The 15,508-nt window shown below is 71.5% G+C and carries 10 protein-coding genes and 1 pseudogene; 9 read left to right on the top strand and 2 right to left on the bottom strand.

The genetic code is table 11. The features are described from left to right. The first annotated feature begins 196 nt into the window (after positions 1-196). From G545_RS14940 to G545_RS0104745, 9 genes and pseudogenes are all read left to right on the top strand, one after another. Positions 197-2,887, top strand: coding sequence for a methyl-accepting chemotaxis protein (locus G545_RS14940; protein WP_052347261.1), 2,691 nt, complete (start codon positions 197-199; stop codon positions 2,885-2,887). A 177-nt stretch (positions 2,888-3,064) separates the two neighbouring features. Further along, positions 3,065-3,856, top strand: coding sequence for an outer membrane protein OmpK (locus G545_RS0104780; RefSeq protein ID WP_027069398.1), 792 nt, complete (start codon positions 3,065-3,067; stop codon positions 3,854-3,856). Beyond that, positions 3,853-6,117, top strand: a complete 2,265-nt coding sequence (locus tag G545_RS16045; protein WP_027069397.1) for a methyl-accepting chemotaxis protein — start codon at positions 3,853-3,855, stop codon at positions 6,115-6,117. Before G545_RS0104780 ends, G545_RS16045 begins: the two co-directional genes overlap by 4 nt. Before the next feature lie 207 nt (positions 6,118-6,324). After that, positions 6,325-8,550 (top strand): annotated as a pseudogene (locus tag G545_RS13560) (methyl-accepting chemotaxis protein); the annotation flags it as partial. Positions 8,551-8,554: 4 nt separating this feature from the next. Next, the gene (locus tag G545_RS0104765) at positions 8,555-9,421 is read left to right on the top strand and encodes a CheR family methyltransferase (protein WP_027069396.1); all 867 of its coding nucleotides are present in this window, start codon (positions 8,555-8,557) and stop codon (positions 9,419-9,421) included. 2 nt (positions 9,422-9,423) lie between these two features. Then, positions 9,424-10,026 (top strand): chemoreceptor glutamine deamidase CheD, encoded by a 603-nt coding sequence (gene cheD / locus G545_RS0104760; RefSeq protein ID WP_027069395.1) that lies wholly within the window; start codon positions 9,424-9,426, stop codon positions 10,024-10,026. Positions 10,027-10,034: 8 nt separating this feature from the next. Continuing rightward, positions 10,035-11,123 (top strand): protein-glutamate methylesterase/protein-glutamine glutaminase, encoded by a 1,089-nt coding sequence (locus tag G545_RS13555; RefSeq protein ID WP_052347274.1) that lies wholly within the window; start codon positions 10,035-10,037, stop codon positions 11,121-11,123. Positions 11,124-11,178: 55 nt separating this feature from the next. Beyond that, positions 11,179-12,342, top strand: a complete 1,164-nt coding sequence (locus G545_RS0104750; RefSeq protein WP_027069394.1) for a methyl-accepting chemotaxis protein — start codon at positions 11,179-11,181, stop codon at positions 12,340-12,342. Between the two features lie 25 nt (positions 12,343-12,367). After that, complete coding sequence (locus tag G545_RS0104745) at positions 12,368-13,147, top strand: sensor histidine kinase (protein WP_027069393.1); 780 nt, start codon at positions 12,368-12,370, stop codon at positions 13,145-13,147. On the opposite strand, the gene G545_RS13550 is transcribed toward G545_RS0104745, so the two are convergent. Continuing rightward, positions 13,092-13,940, bottom strand: a complete 849-nt coding sequence (locus G545_RS13550; RefSeq protein ID WP_081677732.1) for a TrmH family RNA methyltransferase — start codon at positions 13,938-13,940, stop codon at positions 13,092-13,094. The two genes, G545_RS0104745 and G545_RS13550, sit on opposite strands and share 56 nt — an antisense overlap. After that, positions 13,930-15,447: an alanine/glycine:cation symporter family protein gene (locus G545_RS0104735; RefSeq protein ID WP_027069392.1), complete on the bottom strand. Its 1,518-nt coding sequence runs from the start codon at positions 15,445-15,447 to the stop codon at positions 13,930-13,932. Before G545_RS0104735 ends, G545_RS13550 begins: the two co-directional genes overlap by 11 nt. Positions 15,448-15,508 lie beyond the last annotated feature (61 nt).

Raw genomic sequence — 15,508 nt, 5'->3', positions numbered from 1 at the left:
ACGTTCGGCCGGGGAGAGCCTGGGGAATACGGGGGCACCGGGGATGCGCCCTCCTGTCCCACCGATCGGCCGCGTGCGCGGGATCTTTACCCCGGCGCAGCCAGGACGTGACCGCGATCACACCCGCCGTCGCGGGCGATTAAAGATCGTGGGTCCGGTGCCGTTGCCGCGGGAGACCCACCCATTCGAGGCTCCGATGTCCGCACGCCACTCCCCCTCCTTCTCCGACCGGATGCTCGCTCCGGCCATCCGGCTGATGGCCAGCCTGCGCTTCGGGCACAAGGCACTGGTGATCGGCGCGGCCTTCATGGTGACCTGCGGCGTGCTGGCCGGGATCCTGATGGTGCGCTCGAACTCCGAGATCCAGGCCGTCGAACGCCAGCGCAGCGCGGTGCAGGGCCTTTCGCACCTGCAGCAGTCGATGCTGGCCATGCAGGCCCACCGCCAGAAGCAGGTGCGGGTCTCCGCCGGCAACGAGGCCGCGGCCGCGGAAATGGCGACCGACGCCGCCAATGCCAGCCGGCACCTGCAGGCGGCATCGCGCTGGGCCGCCGCAAACGTCGGCGACGCCACCCTGGCGCAGTCGATGGACGCGGCCACCGAGGCCTGGACGGCGGCCGCCAGCGACAGCAGCACGACGGCATCGGACGAGGCGATCCGGCAGGTCAACGGGCTGATGAACCTGGTCGCCGAGCGCACCGGGCTGTCGCACTCGCAGGAGCCCACCGTGCTCTACATGGGCCGCGCCGCGAGCGACTGGCTGCCGACCCTGGCCGAGTACACCGCCCAGCAGGGCGTGGTCGGCCTGCGGGTGCTGGGCGAGGGCGCGATCTGGGTCGAAGACCGCACCGGGCTGGCGATCTCGCGGACCATGCAGGAGTTCCTGCGCGGTCGCATCGAGCTGGAGCTCGCCAACGCCGAGCAGCGCATGCCGGTCCTGGCCGGCACCGGCGGCAAGCCGATCCGCACCGCGCTGGACGCCATGGGCAAGCAGAACCAGGCGATCACCACGCATATCCTCGATGCCGACATGCCCGAGCTGCCGGTCGAGACCCTGGCCGCGCGCGAGCACGCCACCCACCTCGCCATGGCCGCGGCCATGCTGGGCAGCATCAACGCCCTCGACGCCGCCGCTGCCGCACAGCTTTCCTCGCTGCGCACCACCGCGTGGGTGACCGCGCTGGTGGTCGTGCTGGTCCTGCTGGTCGCCGGCTACCTGTTCCTGGGCTTCACGCGCAGCACCCGCCACTCGCTGCACACCATCCAGGGCGCCGCCGAGGCGATCGCCGCCGGCGAGTTCCCGGACGAGGTCCGCACCGATAGCCAGGACGAACTGCGCGACATCGCCCGCGGGCTGCAGCGCGCGGTGGTTTCGCTGCGCTCCTTCGCGACCGCCCAGCGCAAGGTCTACGACGCCCACGAGGCCGGCGAGATCCACGAGCGACTGGACACCAGCGCCTTCCCCGGCGCTTACGGGACGATGGCCGAGGAGATCAACACCCTGGTCGAGTCGCACATCGCCCTGGCGCGCGAGACCATCGAAATCGTCGGCGCGTACGCCCGCGGCGACCTGTCGCGCGATATCACCCGCTTCCCGGGCGTGAAGGCCGAGGTCACCGCTGCCGTGGACGCGGTCAAGGCCGGCAACCAGGCCGTCACCGCCGAGATCCGGATGCTGGTGGAGGCGGCCGTGGCCGGCGACTTCAGCAAGCGTGGCGACGCCGAGCGCTTCGAGTTCATCTACCGCGAGATGATCGAGGACCTCAACGAGCTGATGGCCAGCGCCGACCGCGGCCTCGACGAGGTCGGGCAGCTGCTGGCCGCGATGGCCGACGGCGACCTGACCCGCCGTGCCGATGCCACCCTGCCCGGCCGCTTCGGCGCGCTGGTCGGTGACGCCAACCACACCGTCGAGCGCCTGGCCGGGATCGTCGGCCGCATCCGCAAGGGCAGCGACTCGATCAGCGCCGCCGCCGGCGAGATCTCCTCGGGCAACGAGGACCTGTCCCGCCGCACCGAGCAGCAGGCCGCCTCGCTGGAGGAGACCGCCTCGTCGATGGAGGAGCTGACCTCCACCGTCCAGCACAACGCCGACAATGCCCGCCAGGCCAACCAGCTCGCCATCGGCGCGGCCGGCGTCGCCACCCAGGGCGGCGAGGTCGTGGGCGAGGTGGTCAAGACGATGGAAGGCATCAACGCCGCCTCGCGCAAGATCGTCGACATCATCGGCGTGATCGACGGCATCGCGTTCCAGACCAACATCCTGGCGCTCAATGCCGCCGTGGAAGCGGCGCGCGCCGGCGAGCAGGGCCGCGGCTTCGCCGTGGTCGCCTCCGAGGTGCGTTCGCTTGCGCAGCGCTCGGCCGCGGCCGCCAAGGAGATCAAGGTGCTGATCGACGACTCGGTCGCGAAGGTCGACGACGGCAGCGCCCTGGTGAACCGCGCCGGCAAGACCATGGACGAGATCGTCGCCAGCGTGAACCGCGTGGCCGAGATCATCGCCGAGATCAGCGCCGCCTCCGCCGAGCAGAGCAGCGGCATCGAGCAGGTCAGCCAGGCCATCACCCACATGGACGAGGGCACCCAGCAGAACGCCGCGCTGGTGGAGCAGGCCTCCGCCGCGGCCCGCTCGCTGGAGCAGCAGTCCTCGGTGCTGGTCGAGACCGTGGCCGCGTTCCGCCTGGACAGCTCGCTGGACGAGGACCTGGAGCGGATCGAGGCCGAGGCGGCCGGGATGGTGCCGGGCGCCACGAAGCCACGCCCGTCCGCGGACCGCACCGCAGTCGCCGAAGCGTCCTCCGCATCGTCCAACGCCGGCAAGCCACCCCGCTCCGTGCCGCGCCCGGCGACGGCGGCCAGCAACGACCAGCACTGGCAGGAGTTCTGATCCGCGGTACATCGCTGGAAGCCTGGGGCGCGCCGGAGACGGCGCGCCCTTTTTCCTTCCGGCCGCAAGGTGAACAACGGCCCACCATCGTTCCATTCCGGCATGGCTTCGCCTCAAGGCCGACCCTGCGCGGGCCGTTAGGAAACGGGTTGTTCCTCCCCTCCCCCGAGTACCCGAATGAACCCGAACCACGTGCTGGCCGCCGCCCTGATCGGCGCCGGCCTGCTGGCAGCTACCCCGGCGAACGCCGGAGAGTGGCTGCACTGGCAAACCAGCAGCCTGAGCTACCTCAACGGCCGCAACCACGCGGTCGATCCCTCCAACCAACAGACCCTCACGTTGGAGCACGCCAACGGCTGGAAGTACGGCGACACCTTCGCCTTCATCGACATCACGGCCTTCAACGGCGAGCCGCACCCGGAAAGCGGCGGCACCACCTACTACGGTGAATTCGCGCCCCGCTTCTCACTCGGGAAAACCCTCGGACGCCACGTTGGCGCCGGAGCGGTGACCGACGTGCTGCTCGCCACCGGGTACGAGTTCGGCGAGGCCGACGTCGAGACCCTGCTGGTGGGCGCCGGCATCGACCTGGACATCCCCGGCCTCAAGTACCTGCAACTCAACGCCTACCGCCGGATCCCCCGGAATGGCGGCGGCAACCAGTGGCAGCTAACGCCGGTGTGGGCCTGGAGCATGCCCGTCGGGCGATCCGATCTCCTCGTCGACGGATTCATCGACTGGGTCGTCGACAACAGCGGCACCCGGCACGCGCACCTGCACGTCAACCCGCAGGTCAAGTACGACCTTGGAAAAGCCCTCGGCGGCAGCGCGGAGACCCTCTACGTGGGGGTCGAGTACGACTACTGGAAGAACAAGTACGGCATCGCCCACCGCGGCCCCCTTGGCCGGGCACTGGGCGGAACCGACCAGAACACAGCAAGCCTCCTGATCAAGGTACACCTGCCATGAAGTGGTTCAAGGACATGTCCGTCGCACGCAAGCAGCTGCTTGGCGTAGCGGCATCCGTACTGTTGACGATCCTGCTCGGCGTGCTCGCGCACGCGCAGATCACCTCGTCCAACCAGCAGATCCAGCGCGTCGTGCAGAACCAGATGCCGTCGGTGCGCGCCATTGCCGAGACGTTCGCCTGGATCTCCGAGCTGCGCACCAACGAGCTCGTGCTGCTGCAGGACCGCGATTACGAAGCGGCCCTGGAAGGCTTCCGGTTCGCCCGCGACGGCGCGCACGCGTCCAACGAGCTGTACCAGTCGCTGCTCACCGACGACAGCTCGCGCGAGCTCTACGCCGCGGTCGACCCGCTCTTCAAGGCCTACATGCAGGGCAACGAGGCGTTCCTTGCGGCGGCGCAGGCGGGTGACTACGACGCCGCGGCGGTGATCGCGACCGAAACCCTGCAGCCGCTGCGCCTCAAGATGTTCGACGCGCTCAACGGCCTGAAGCACAACGACGACCGCCTGCTGCAACAGGAGCTGGAAGCATCGGCGGCCGCGTTCGAGCGGTCCATCCAGGTGATCACCGGACTGACCATCGCCGCTTCCGTACTGGCACTCGGCTTCGGCCTGCTGCTTGCGCGGATGATCGGCCGCGCCCTCGGGCGTGCCAAGGACATCTCCGCCGCGATCGCCAGTGGCAACTTCGACAGCGAGATCACGGTGGACTCCCGCGACGAGATCGGCCAGCTGCTGGAGTCCATGCGCGTGATGCAGCAGAGCCTCCAACGCTTCACCGGTGCACAGCATGAGATGTGCCGCCAGCACGCGGCGGGTGAGCTCGACTTCCGGATGGATCCGGACGACTTCTCCGGGTCCTACCGCGAGATGGCGGAACGGATCAACGAGCTGGTCTCCACCCACATCGCCGTGCAGGCCAGGGTCGTGGACGTCGTGGCGCGATACGGCCGCGGGGACCTGTCGGTCGACATGGACCGTCTCCCTGGCCGGCAGGCCCGCATCACGGAGGCCGTCGACGCGGTGAAGGAAGGCATGCAGCGGGTCAACTCCGAGATCGCGGAGCTGGTCGACGCCGCAGTGGCGGGCGACTTCAGCCGGCGGGGCGACGCGGAGCAGTTCGAATTTGTTTACCGCGACGCGATCAACGGACTGAATACGCTGATGGCGACCGCCCACAGCGGTCTCGGCGAAGTTGGCGAGTTGCTCACCGCCGTCTCCGAAGGCGAGCTGCGCCGTCGCGCCGACGAAACCCTGCCCGGCCAGTTCGGCCAGCTGGCCGCCGACGCCAACCGCACCGTTGAGAAGCTCGCGCAGATCGTCGGCCAGATCCGCCAGGGCAGCGACACCATCAACGCCGCCGCCGGGGAGATCGCCGCCGGCAACGCGGACCTCTCGCGCCGCACCGAGCAGCAGGCCGCCTCGCTGGAGGAGACCGCCTCATCGATGGAGGAGCTCACCTCCACCGTGCAGCACAACGCCGACAACGCCCGGGCTGCCAACCAGCTCGCCCGTGGCGCCGCCGAGGTGGCCGGCCAGGGCGGCGAGGTGGTCGGCCGCGTGGTGCGGACCATGGACGAGATCAACGAGGCCTCGCGCCGCATCGTCGACATCATCAGCGTGATCGACGGCATCGCCTTCCAGACCAACATTCTGGCGCTCAATGCCGCCGTCGAGGCTGCCCGCGCCGGCGAGCAGGGCCGTGGCTTCGCTGTGGTCGCCTCCGAGGTGCGCTCGCTGGCGCAGCGCTCGGCGGCCGCCGCCAAGGAGATCAAGGTGCTGATCGATGACTCGGTGGCCCGGGTCGACACCGGCAGCGAGCTCGTCAGCCAGGCGGGCCGGACGATGGACGAGATCGTCACCAGCGTCGCGAAGGTCACCGAGATCATGTCGGAGATCGCCGCGGCCTCGGCCGAGCAGAGCGCCGGCATCGAGCAGGTCAGCCAGGCGGTGGTGCAGATGGACGAGGGCACCCAGCAGAACGCCGCGCTCGTCGAGCAGGCGTCCGCCGCTGCACGATCGCTGGAGCAGCAGGCCGGCGGCCTGGTGCAGACCGTGGCGATCTTCCGCATCGAGGGAGGCCGCTCCGACCTCGAAGGCTTCGAACGGCACCTGCGCGAATCCGGAGCGGTGCCCGCGGTGCCCGCGCCCGTACGCAGCCCGCAGGCGCATACCGACCGCGCGGCCAACGCGCTCCCCGCCGGTGCCGGGCCGAGCCGCCGGGTGGCCGCGGGTGGCGACGCGCACTGGCAGGAGTTCTAAAGCACGCACGCACTCCGCGTGACGGAGGGGGCGCACCGGCAACGGTGCGCCCCCCTTCGTTTCCGGGCCCGCTTCAGATGCCTTGCCGGCGGCCGATATCCCGTACAGCTGCAAACCATTCCAGGCCGGCACCCCCACGCCGGCAGAGCCCTCACCATGCGGACCAACCTTCCCGTCACCGGCGGGGCCATCGAACTCGACGACGCCGACATCCTCGTCTCGGCCACCGACACCCGCGGCGTGATCCGCATGGTGAACCGGGACTTCGTCCGGATCAGCGGCTTCAGCGAGGACGAACTGCTTGGGCAGCCCCACAACCTGGTGCGCCACCCCGACATGCCCCCGCAGGTGTTCGCCGACCTGTGGCGGACCCTGCAGGCCGGGCGTCCGTGGGAAGGCATCATCAAGAACCGCGCGAAGGACGGCGACCATTACTGGGTGCGCGCCAACGTGGCCCCGGTGCACGAGGACGGCCAGCTCACCGGCTACATGTCGGTGCGGCGCCGCGTGGGTGCGCGCGACATCGCCCGGGCCGAACGGGCGTATGCCGCGTTCCGTTCGGGGCGCAGTGATGGGCTTCGGCTGCAGGTGGGGCGCGTGGGCCGGCGCGACCGGCTAAAGGAGCTCAATCCGCTGTGGCGGCTCTCGCTCCGCCAGCGGCTGGTGCTGGCTGCCCTCGGCACAACCGCGGCCGGTGCCGGGCTGGCGTGGCTCGCCGGCACCGGAGCCGGCGCCCAGGCGATCTGGCTGGCCGTGGCCGCGCTCGGCGCGTTCTCGCTGTACTGCGCCTGGTGGCTGTCGCGCGACGTGGTCGACCGGCTCGAGGGCGCGGTGGGCCATTTCCGCCGAATCGCCAGCGGCCACTACGACGATCACATCCCGATCGACCGCAACGACGAGATCGGGCGGGTGATGCAGGGGCTCAAGTCGATGCAGGTCCGGCTCGGATTCGAGGTGATCGAATCGCGGCGCCGCGCGCGCAGCACCGCACGCATCCAGCGCGCGCTCGACGTGGCGCCCGCGAGCGTGCTGGTCGCCAATCATGAGCTTCGCGTGGTCCATGCGAACCAGGCTGCCCGGGACCTGCTGGCGCGGATCGCCGGCGACGTGCGCGACACGGTGGCGGGGTTCGATCCGGACCACCTCGCCGGCGTCGACCTGGCGGCCCTGGTTGCCGGGACCGGAATGGACCGCGCTGCGCTGCAGGCGCTCGAAGGCACGCGCGCCCACCGTCTGCGGCTGGGCAGCCGCGAGCTGGACCTGACCGTCACCCCGGTGCTCGAGGGCGGCGTGCAGATCGGCGTCGTCACCGAACTGCGCGACCGCACCGAGGCGCTGGCGATGCAGGACGAGGTGGCCGAGGTCCTGCGCGCGGCCGCGGCCGGCGACTTCAGCCGGCGGATCCGGGTCGACGACAAGCACGGCTTCCTGCGCGTCATCGCCGGCAACATCGACCAGCTGCTGCAGGCCACCAGCCAGAGCCTGGAGGCGATGCAGCAGGTCCTGTCGGCGATCGCCGGCGGCGACCTGACCCGCCGCATCGACTCGGACATGCAGGGCGTGTTCGGGCGCATGAAGGACAGCACCAACCGGACCGTCGACCAGCTCTCGGCGATCGTGTCGGGCATCCAGGGCGGTGCGCGCGGAATCGACGCGGCGGCGGCGCGCATCGCCAGCGGCAACGCCGACCTGTCGCGCCGGACCGAGGAACAGGCCGCCGCGCTGCAGGAGACGGCCGCCTCGCTGGAGTCGCTGACCGCAACGGTGCGGCAGACCGCCGGCAACGCCCTGCAGGCCAGCGAGCTGGCGCGCGGCACCGCCCAGGCGGCACGTCACGGCGGCGAGCTCACCGCGCGCGTGGTGGACACCATGGGCGACATCGACGCCGCCTCCCGCCGGATCGTCGACATCATCGGCGTGATCGACGGGATCGCGTTCCAGACCAACATCCTGGCGCTGAACGCCGCGGTCGAGGCCGCGCGCGCAGGCGAGCAGGGACGCGGCTTCGCCGTGGTCGCCTCGGAGGTGCGCAGCCTGGCCCAGCGCTCCGCCGGGGCCGCCCGCGAGATCAAGGACCTGGTCGAGACCTCGGTCCGCACCGTCGGCAACGGCACCCGGCTGGTCGGCGAAGCCGGTGGCGCGATCAACGAGATCGTCGCCGGCGTCCAGCAGGTCGCCGGCCTGATCGCCGAGATCAGCTCGGCGGCACAGGAGCAGTCCACCGGCATCGGCCAGGTCAACCAGGCCATTTCGCAGATGGACGAGGGAACCCAGCACAACGCCGAGCTGGTCGAGCACGCCCGCCGCGCCGCCAACGAGCTGGAGCGGCAGTCCGGCCAGCTGGTGGACTCGGTCGCCGCGTTCCGCCTCGCTGGGAAGACCCCGCAGACCGCCGCCACCCCCGCCGCCCCCCGGGAGCGGGCCAGGGCCACTGTCCATGGCTGACACCCTTGTCCCCGCCGCCACCAACGCGGACGTGCGCGAGTTCGAGTTCGACGAGCGCGACTTCCGCCGGGTGGCGAAGCTGATCCACGCCCGCGCCGGGATCCACCTCAACCCGCACAAGCGCGACATGGTCTACAGCCGCCTGGCGCGCCGCGTGCGGGCGCTGGGACTGTCGCGCTTCCGTGACTACCTGGACCGGCTCGAGTCCGGCGGCGGCGCGGAGTGGGAAGCCTTCACCAATGCGCTCACCACCAACCTGACCTCGTTCTTCCGCGAAGCGCACCATTTCGACACCCTTGCCGGCCACCTGGCCGCGATGCACGCGCGCGACGGCGGCACGCTGCAGGTGTGGTGCAACGCGGCCTCCACTGGCGAGGAGCCCTGGTCCATCGCCATCACCGCATGCGAGGCCTTCGGCACGCTGTCGCCGCCGGTGCGGATCCTCGCGACCGACATCGACACCAGCGTGCTGCGGACCGCGGCGGCGGCGACCTACCCACTGGAGCGCATCGCACGGCTGTCCCCGCAGCGCCGGCGTGCGTTCTTCCAGCGCGGCACCGGCCCCAACGAGGGACTGTGCCGGGTGCGGCCGCAGCTGCAGTCGCTGGTGCAGTTCCGTCCCCTCAACCTGCTGGGCGGCGACTACGGGTTGCGCGGCGGGTTCTCCGCCGTGTTCTGCCGCAATGTGATGATCTACTTCGACAAGCCCACCCAGCGCCAGGTGCTGGAGCGGATCGTGCCCCTGCTCGCACCCGGCGGGCTGCTGTTCGCGGGCCACTCGGAGACCTTCACCCATGCCGCCGACCTGGTCGCGCCCTGTGGGCAGACGACCTACCGCGCCGCCGGGGCACGGCGATGAACATGGCCGCCGCGGCCCCGGTGACCGAAGCCGGCAGCTACTGGGACGCGGAACTGTCCACCCACGCGGTGCGGCTGCTGCCCGCCGACTACCGCGTCAGTGGCGAGCCGCTGGCGCTGGTGACCCTGCTCGGCTCCTGCGTTGCGGCCTGCCTGTACGACCCGGCGGTCGGGGTCGGCGGCATGAACCATTTCCTGCTTCCCGGCGGCCATGCCGGCAGCGGCGAAGACCCCAGCGCCCGCTACGGCGTGCACGCGATGGAACTGCTGGTCAACGCCCTGCTCAAGCGCGGGGCCCGGCGGCAGCGCCTGCAGGCGAAGGTGTTCGGGGGCGGCAACGTGCTCAGCGGGTTCCACCTGGACCCGGTTGGCACCCGCAACGCACGCTTCGTGCTGCAGTACCTGGCGGCCGAGGGCATCCCCGTGGTCGCGCAGGACCTGGACGGCATCCAGGCCCGCAAGGTGTGCTTCTTCGTCCAGACCGGGCGCACCCTGGTCAAGCGGCTGCCGCCGACCCGCGGCGACGACGAGATCGTGCGCGCCGAGCGCGCCTACCTGGGCAACCTCAGCCGGGCCCCGGTGGCCGGCAGCGTGGAGCTGTTCTGATGGACACGATGCAGGCCGCGGGTGCGGTGGACGGGCGCCCGGTGCGGGTGCTGGTGGTCGACGACTCCGCGGTCATGCGCCAGCTGGTGCCGGCGCTGCTGCGCGAGGACCCGAGGATCGAAGTGGTCGGCACCGCCGCCGACGCGTACATCGCCCGCAACAAGATCCAGCGGCTCGACCCGGACGTGCTCACCCTGGACGTGGAAATGCCACGCATGGACGGGCTGAGTTTCCTGCGCAACCTGATGCGGCAGCACCCGATGCCGGTGGTGATGGTGTCCTCGCTCACCGAGCAGGGCGCCAGCGTGACGCTGGATGCGCTGGCCTCCGGCGCCGTGGACTTCATCGGCAAGCCCCGGGCGGAAGCACCGGAAGCCCTTGCCGCCTACGCCGCGGAGCTGCGCGCCAAGGTCCTGGCGGCGGCGCAGGCGCGGGTGCGCGCCACCGGCCCGGTTCGCCCGTCCGGCCCGGGAACGCCCCCCGCTACCCGGCTGGCCCCCGCCCGGTCGCAGGCACCGGGACTGGTCGTGATCGGCGCCTCCACCGGCGGCACCGAGGCGATCCGGCAAGTGCTCGCGCCGCTGCCGGCCGATATGCCACCGGTGGTGATTGCCCAGCACATCCCGGCGACCTTCAGCGCCGCGTTCGCCGATCGGCTGGACCGGCACTGCGCCCTGGACGTCGCGCAGGCGGTCGACGGCGAGCCGCTGCAACCGGGCCGCGCCTACGTGGCACCCGGTGGCCGGCACCTGCGCGTGCGGCGGCAGCACGGCGCGCTGCGCTGCGTAATCAGCGACGAGCCGGCGCCGTTCCGGCCCAGCGTGGATGCGCTGTTCGAGTCCGCCGCCGAACACGCCGGCGCCGCCGCCTGCGCCGCCCTGCTGACCGGGATGGGGAGCGACGGGGCCCGCGGCATGCTCGCGCTGCGCCGCGCCGGTGCCCGGACCATCGCCCAGGACAAGGCGAGCAGCGTGGTCTGGGGCATGCCGGGGGCTGCGGTCGCGCTGTCGGCGGCCACCGACGTGGTGCCCCTGGGCGAGGTGGCCGCGATGCTGCTCACCCGCTTCCCGGCCGGTTCCGTGACCGGCGGCACCTAAAGACGGGGCGCCCGGGGCCGTTACATCGGGTACACCGTCCCCGACGAGAGCAATGATGGATTCCCGTGTAGTCGTCCGCCTCGCAGCGCCCGTGGCGCTCACCCTCCTGGTGCTTGTCGCCCAGGTGCTCGACTGGCCCCAGGCCGCCCGGCTGGGAGCCACCGTCGCGATGGCCGCGGCATGGCTCGTGCTCGCCTGGTACGTGCACCGTCCAAGCGCCCAGTCCGCGCTGGTGCGCGAGCAGAGCAAGCTGCTGGATGAACTGCGCAGCTTCGTCGGCGCCGAGGTCGACGGCTCGCGCACCGAGATTGACCGCACCCGCGAACTGATCCGCGAGTCGGTCGCCCGGCTCGGCGGCAGCTTCGACGCGATGAACCGCCAGTCCCGGCGCCAGAGCGAGGTCGTCACGCGGATCCTGGACCGCAGCGGCTCCGAGGGCGGCATGGACGTGCACCAGTTCGCGGTGCAGGCCAGCGGGAAGATGGAGCAGCTGGTCGAGGCGCTGGAGGAAGTCGCGGGCCAGAGCGGCACGACCGTGGGCCACATCGACGCGATGGCCGAGCACCTGGACGGCATCTTCGCCCTGCTGGAGGACGTGAAGTCGATCGCCGACCAGACCAACCTGCTGGCACTCAACGCCGCCATCGAGGCCGCGCGCGCCGGCGAGGCCGGCCGTGGCTTCGCGGTGGTGGCGGACGAGGTACGGAACCTGTCGGAGCGCTCGACCGCCTTCAACGAGCAGATCCGCAAGCTGGCGCACAGCTCCAAGGACGCCATCGCCAAGGTCCGCGACACCGTGACCACGATGGCCTCCCGCGACCTGGACCGCTCGCGCGGTGCGCGCGCCGAGGCCGCGGCGATGGTCCAGCGCGTGGAGGGCATGAACCGCGGCCTGGACGAGGGCATGCGCGAGATCGCCGGCTGCGGCCAGTCGATCGACGGCTCCGTCGCCGAGGCGGTGCGGGCGCTGCAGTTCGAGGACATCGCCACGCAGTCGCTGGGTGCGGCCACCCTGCACCTGGACCGCCTGATGGAAATCAACCGCGAGGCGACCGCCCTGCACGAGCTGCTGCACCGCGGCATCGACGACGACGAGATGCAGAAGGCGTTGCGCAAGCTGCTGGGCCGCATCGGCCAGCTGCGCGGCGAGTGGGAGCGCCCGCCGCACAAGCCGGTCGCGCAGCAGAGCATGGATGCCGGGAGCGTCGAGCTGTTCTGATCCGCTCCGTGGCAGACTGCCCCCCATGGCGCCTGCCCCCCTGTGGTACATCCTGGCCGCGGCACTGCCGGCACTCGGTGCCGGCTACCTGCTGGGCCGCAGGCGCGGCGCCTCGGCCCGCCACACGGTGGAGCGCCAGCGCCGTGAGCTGCAGGCCCTGGCCCGGCGCGTGATCACGCTGCAGGAAGACGAGCGGCGCAGCCTGTCGCGTGAACTGCACGACGACATCGGCCAGGACATCACCGCGATCAAGCTCTCGGTGCAGATGCTGGCCGGTGACGGGGACCCGGCGCGGCGCGCGGAGGCCGTCGCCGACATAGGCGCGATCACCGACCAGACCGTGGTCAAGCTGCGCAACATCTCGCTGCTGCTGCGCCCGCCGCAGCTCGACGAGCTTGGCCTGGTCCCCGCGCTGCGCTGGCAGGCGGAATCCCTGCTGCGCAAGGGCGGCCCGGAGCTCGGGCTCGACCTTGCGTCGTTGCCGGTACGCCCGTCACCCGCGACCGAGGTGGCCTGCTTCCGGATCGCGCAGGAAGCGTTCACCAATGCCCTGCGCCACTCCGGCGCGACCCGGGTCGAGCTGCGGCTGGCCTGCACCGACGGGCTGCTGGTGCTGGAGGTTTCCGACAACGGCCGCGGGCTGCCGCCCGAGCACCGCAGCGGCCTGGGGCTGGTCACCATGCGCGAGCGCGCCAGCCAGCTGGGCGGCGAGGTCGGGATCACCACGCCCCCCGAAGGGGGAACCCGTGTCAGCGCACGGCTGCCCATGCAGCCAGCAGCACCGCCGTCGCCGCCGCCACGTTGAGGCTCTCGACCGCCCCGGTCCCGGGGATCGACAGCTGCAGGTCGCAGCGTGCCGCCAGCCCGCGGTCCATGCCCTCGCCCTCCGCGCCCAGGACGTAGACCAGGCGCTCCGGCAGTGCGGCGTCGAACAGGCCCGCGCCGCCCTCCACCACGGTCGCGGCAAGGGTGAAACCCGCCGCGCGCAGGGCTTCCATCGCCAGGGACGCGGCCGGCAGGCGCACCATGGGAACCGCCTCCGCCCCGCCTTCGGCGACCCGGGCGGCGGCGCCGGACAGGCCCAGTTCCGAGCCTGCCGGCAGCAGGATCGCCCCGACGCCGAAATGGGCCGCCGAGCGCAGGATCGCGCCCAGGTTGTGCGGGTTGCCCACGCCGTCCAGCCACAGCAAGCAGGCAGGGCCCTCCGGTAGGGCCGCCAGCCACGTTTCCAGCGACGCAGGCTCCACCCGGCGCACGTCCGCGACGACGCCCTCGTGGTGCGCCGAGGCCGCCAGCTTGCGCAGGTCCTCCTCCGGCACGACGCGGTAGCCAACGCGGTTGGCCACGCACCACTTCAGGAGCGCCTTCAGCGCCGGGATCCGTTCCTCGGCCAGGTACAGCTTGCGCAGGTCGGCCGGGCGGTGCCGGAACACCGCCAGCACCGCGTTCAACCCGTGGATCCGCAACTCGCGGCCGCGGGCCGGCGCCGGGCGCTCACGCCCCTCCCCCGAGGACCCGTCGCGCCCCGCCGGGCGCTCACGGCGCGGGCCGCCGCGTCCGCCGCGGAACGCGCCGTACGGGCCACGCTCACCGGCCATCGGGCGAGCCGGGATCCGGCGGGTCGACGCTGCCGCGGACGGCGGCGCCCACGACCGGATCCTCGCCATCGCCGCGGTGGCGGCGCTCCCAGAATTCGGCGCGGCGGATGCCCAGCGCCTCGGGATCGAACGTGACGTCCGTGCCGCCCTTCCGGCGTGCCTCGTAGTCCTTCAGCGCGCGCAGCGCGGGCCGCTGGAGGATCAGGATCGCGACGATGTTCAGCCACGCCATCAGGCCGACGCCGATGTCGCCCAGCATCCACGCGGCCCCGGCGGTGCGCACCGCACCGAAAGTCACCGCGGCCAGGATCGCCACCCGCAGCGCCCAGGTCAGCCACGGGCGGTGCACCTTGCGGTTGATGTAGGCGATGTTGGTTTCGGCCATGTAGTAGTAGGCGACGATCGTGGTGAAGGCGAAGAACAGCAGCGCCAGCGCCACGAACCCCGCCCCGTAGCCGGGCAGCACCGACTCCACCGCCGACTGGGCGAAGCTGGCCCCGGCCTCGATGCCCGGCAGCGCGTGCACCAGCATCGTGCCGTCCGGCCCCGCCACGTTGTACATCCCGGTGGACAGGATCATGAAGGCGGTGGCCGAGCACACCAGCAGCGTGTCCACGTAGACCGAGAACGCCTGCACGAAGCCCTGCTGGGCGGGATGCTGCACCTCGGCGGCGGCGGCGGCGTGCGGGCTGGTGCCCTGCCCGGCCTCGTTGGAATAGATGCCGCGCTTGACGCCCCACTCCACCGCCAGGCCGAGCATCGCGCCGAAGCCCGCCTCGAAACCGAAGGCGCTGCGGAGGATCAGCATGAACATCTCCGGGACCTGCTCCCAGCTCAGCAGCATGATCACCAGCGCGACCAGCATGTAGGCCAGCGCCATGAACGGCACCACCAGCTCGGCGAAGCGGGCGATGCGCTTGACGCCGCCGAAGATGATGAACCCCAGCGCCACCACCACGAACGCCGCGGTCACCGCCGGGGGCAGGTCCCAGGCCACGGTCATGCTCTGGGCGATGCCGTTGGCCTGCACGCCGGGCAGCAGGAAGCCGGTGGCGACGATGGTGACCATGGCGAAGGCCCACGCGTACCACTTCAGCCCCAGGCCCTTCTCGATGTAGTAGGCCGGGCCGCCGCGGTACTTCCCCTCGTCGTCCTTCTCCTTGTAGATCTGCGCCAGGGTTGCCTCCACGTACGCCGTGGACGCCCCCAGGAACGCCATCACCCACATCCAGAACACCGCGCCCGGCCCGCCGGCGGCGATCGCCGTCGCGACGCCGGCGATGTTGCCGATGCCGACCCGTCCCGACAGCGACATCGCCAGTGCCTGGAACGAGGACACGCCCGCCTGCGAGGACTCGCCGCTGAGCATCAGCCGGATCATCTCCCTGAACCCGCGCACCTGCATGAAGCGGGTGCGGATGGAGAAGTACAGCCCCGCGCCCAGGCACAGGAAGATCAGCGCCGGGCTCCAGATGATGTCGTTGAGTGTGGTGATCAGGTCTTCCACGTGCCCCCCTCAGAGCAGTGCCGGCCACGCCGGCGCAAGTCCCGCACGATACGGGCAGGGC

The organism is Lysobacter defluvii IMMIB APB-9 = DSM 18482 (genome assembly GCF_000423325.1).
Lineage (GTDB): Bacteria > Pseudomonadota > Gammaproteobacteria > Xanthomonadales > Xanthomonadaceae > Novilysobacter > Novilysobacter defluvii.
The sequence above is the reverse complement of the archived record's forward strand: the minus strand, read 5'-3'. Positions and strand labels throughout refer to the sequence as shown.

Excerpts from the sequence above, each read along its gene's own strand:
- G545_RS16045 (WP_027069397.1), top strand. The coding sequence starts at position 3,853 with ATGAAGTGGTTCAAGGACATGTCCGTCGCACGCAAGCAGCTGCTTGGC.
- cheD (WP_027069395.1), top strand. The coding sequence starts at position 9,424 with ATGGCCGCCGCGGCCCCGGTGACCGAAGCCGGCAGCTACTGGGACGCG.
- G545_RS0104750 (WP_027069394.1), top strand. The coding sequence starts at position 11,179 with ATGGATTCCCGTGTAGTCGTCCGCCTCGCAGCGCCCGTGGCGCTCACC.
- G545_RS14940 (WP_052347261.1), top strand. The coding sequence starts at position 197 with ATGTCCGCACGCCACTCCCCCTCCTTCTCCGACCGGATGCTCGCTCCG.
- G545_RS0104745 (WP_027069393.1), top strand. The coding sequence starts at position 12,368 with ATGGCGCCTGCCCCCCTGTGGTACATCCTGGCCGCGGCACTGCCGGCA.
- G545_RS13550 (WP_081677732.1), bottom strand. The coding sequence starts at position 13,940 with ATGGCCGGTGAGCGTGGCCCGTACGGCGCGTTCCGCGGCGGACGCGGC.
- G545_RS0104765 (WP_027069396.1), top strand. The coding sequence starts at position 8,555 with ATGGCTGACACCCTTGTCCCCGCCGCCACCAACGCGGACGTGCGCGAG.
- G545_RS13555 (WP_052347274.1), top strand. The coding sequence starts at position 10,035 with ATGCAGGCCGCGGGTGCGGTGGACGGGCGCCCGGTGCGGGTGCTGGTG.
- G545_RS0104780 (WP_027069398.1), top strand. The coding sequence starts at position 3,065 with ATGAACCCGAACCACGTGCTGGCCGCCGCCCTGATCGGCGCCGGCCTG.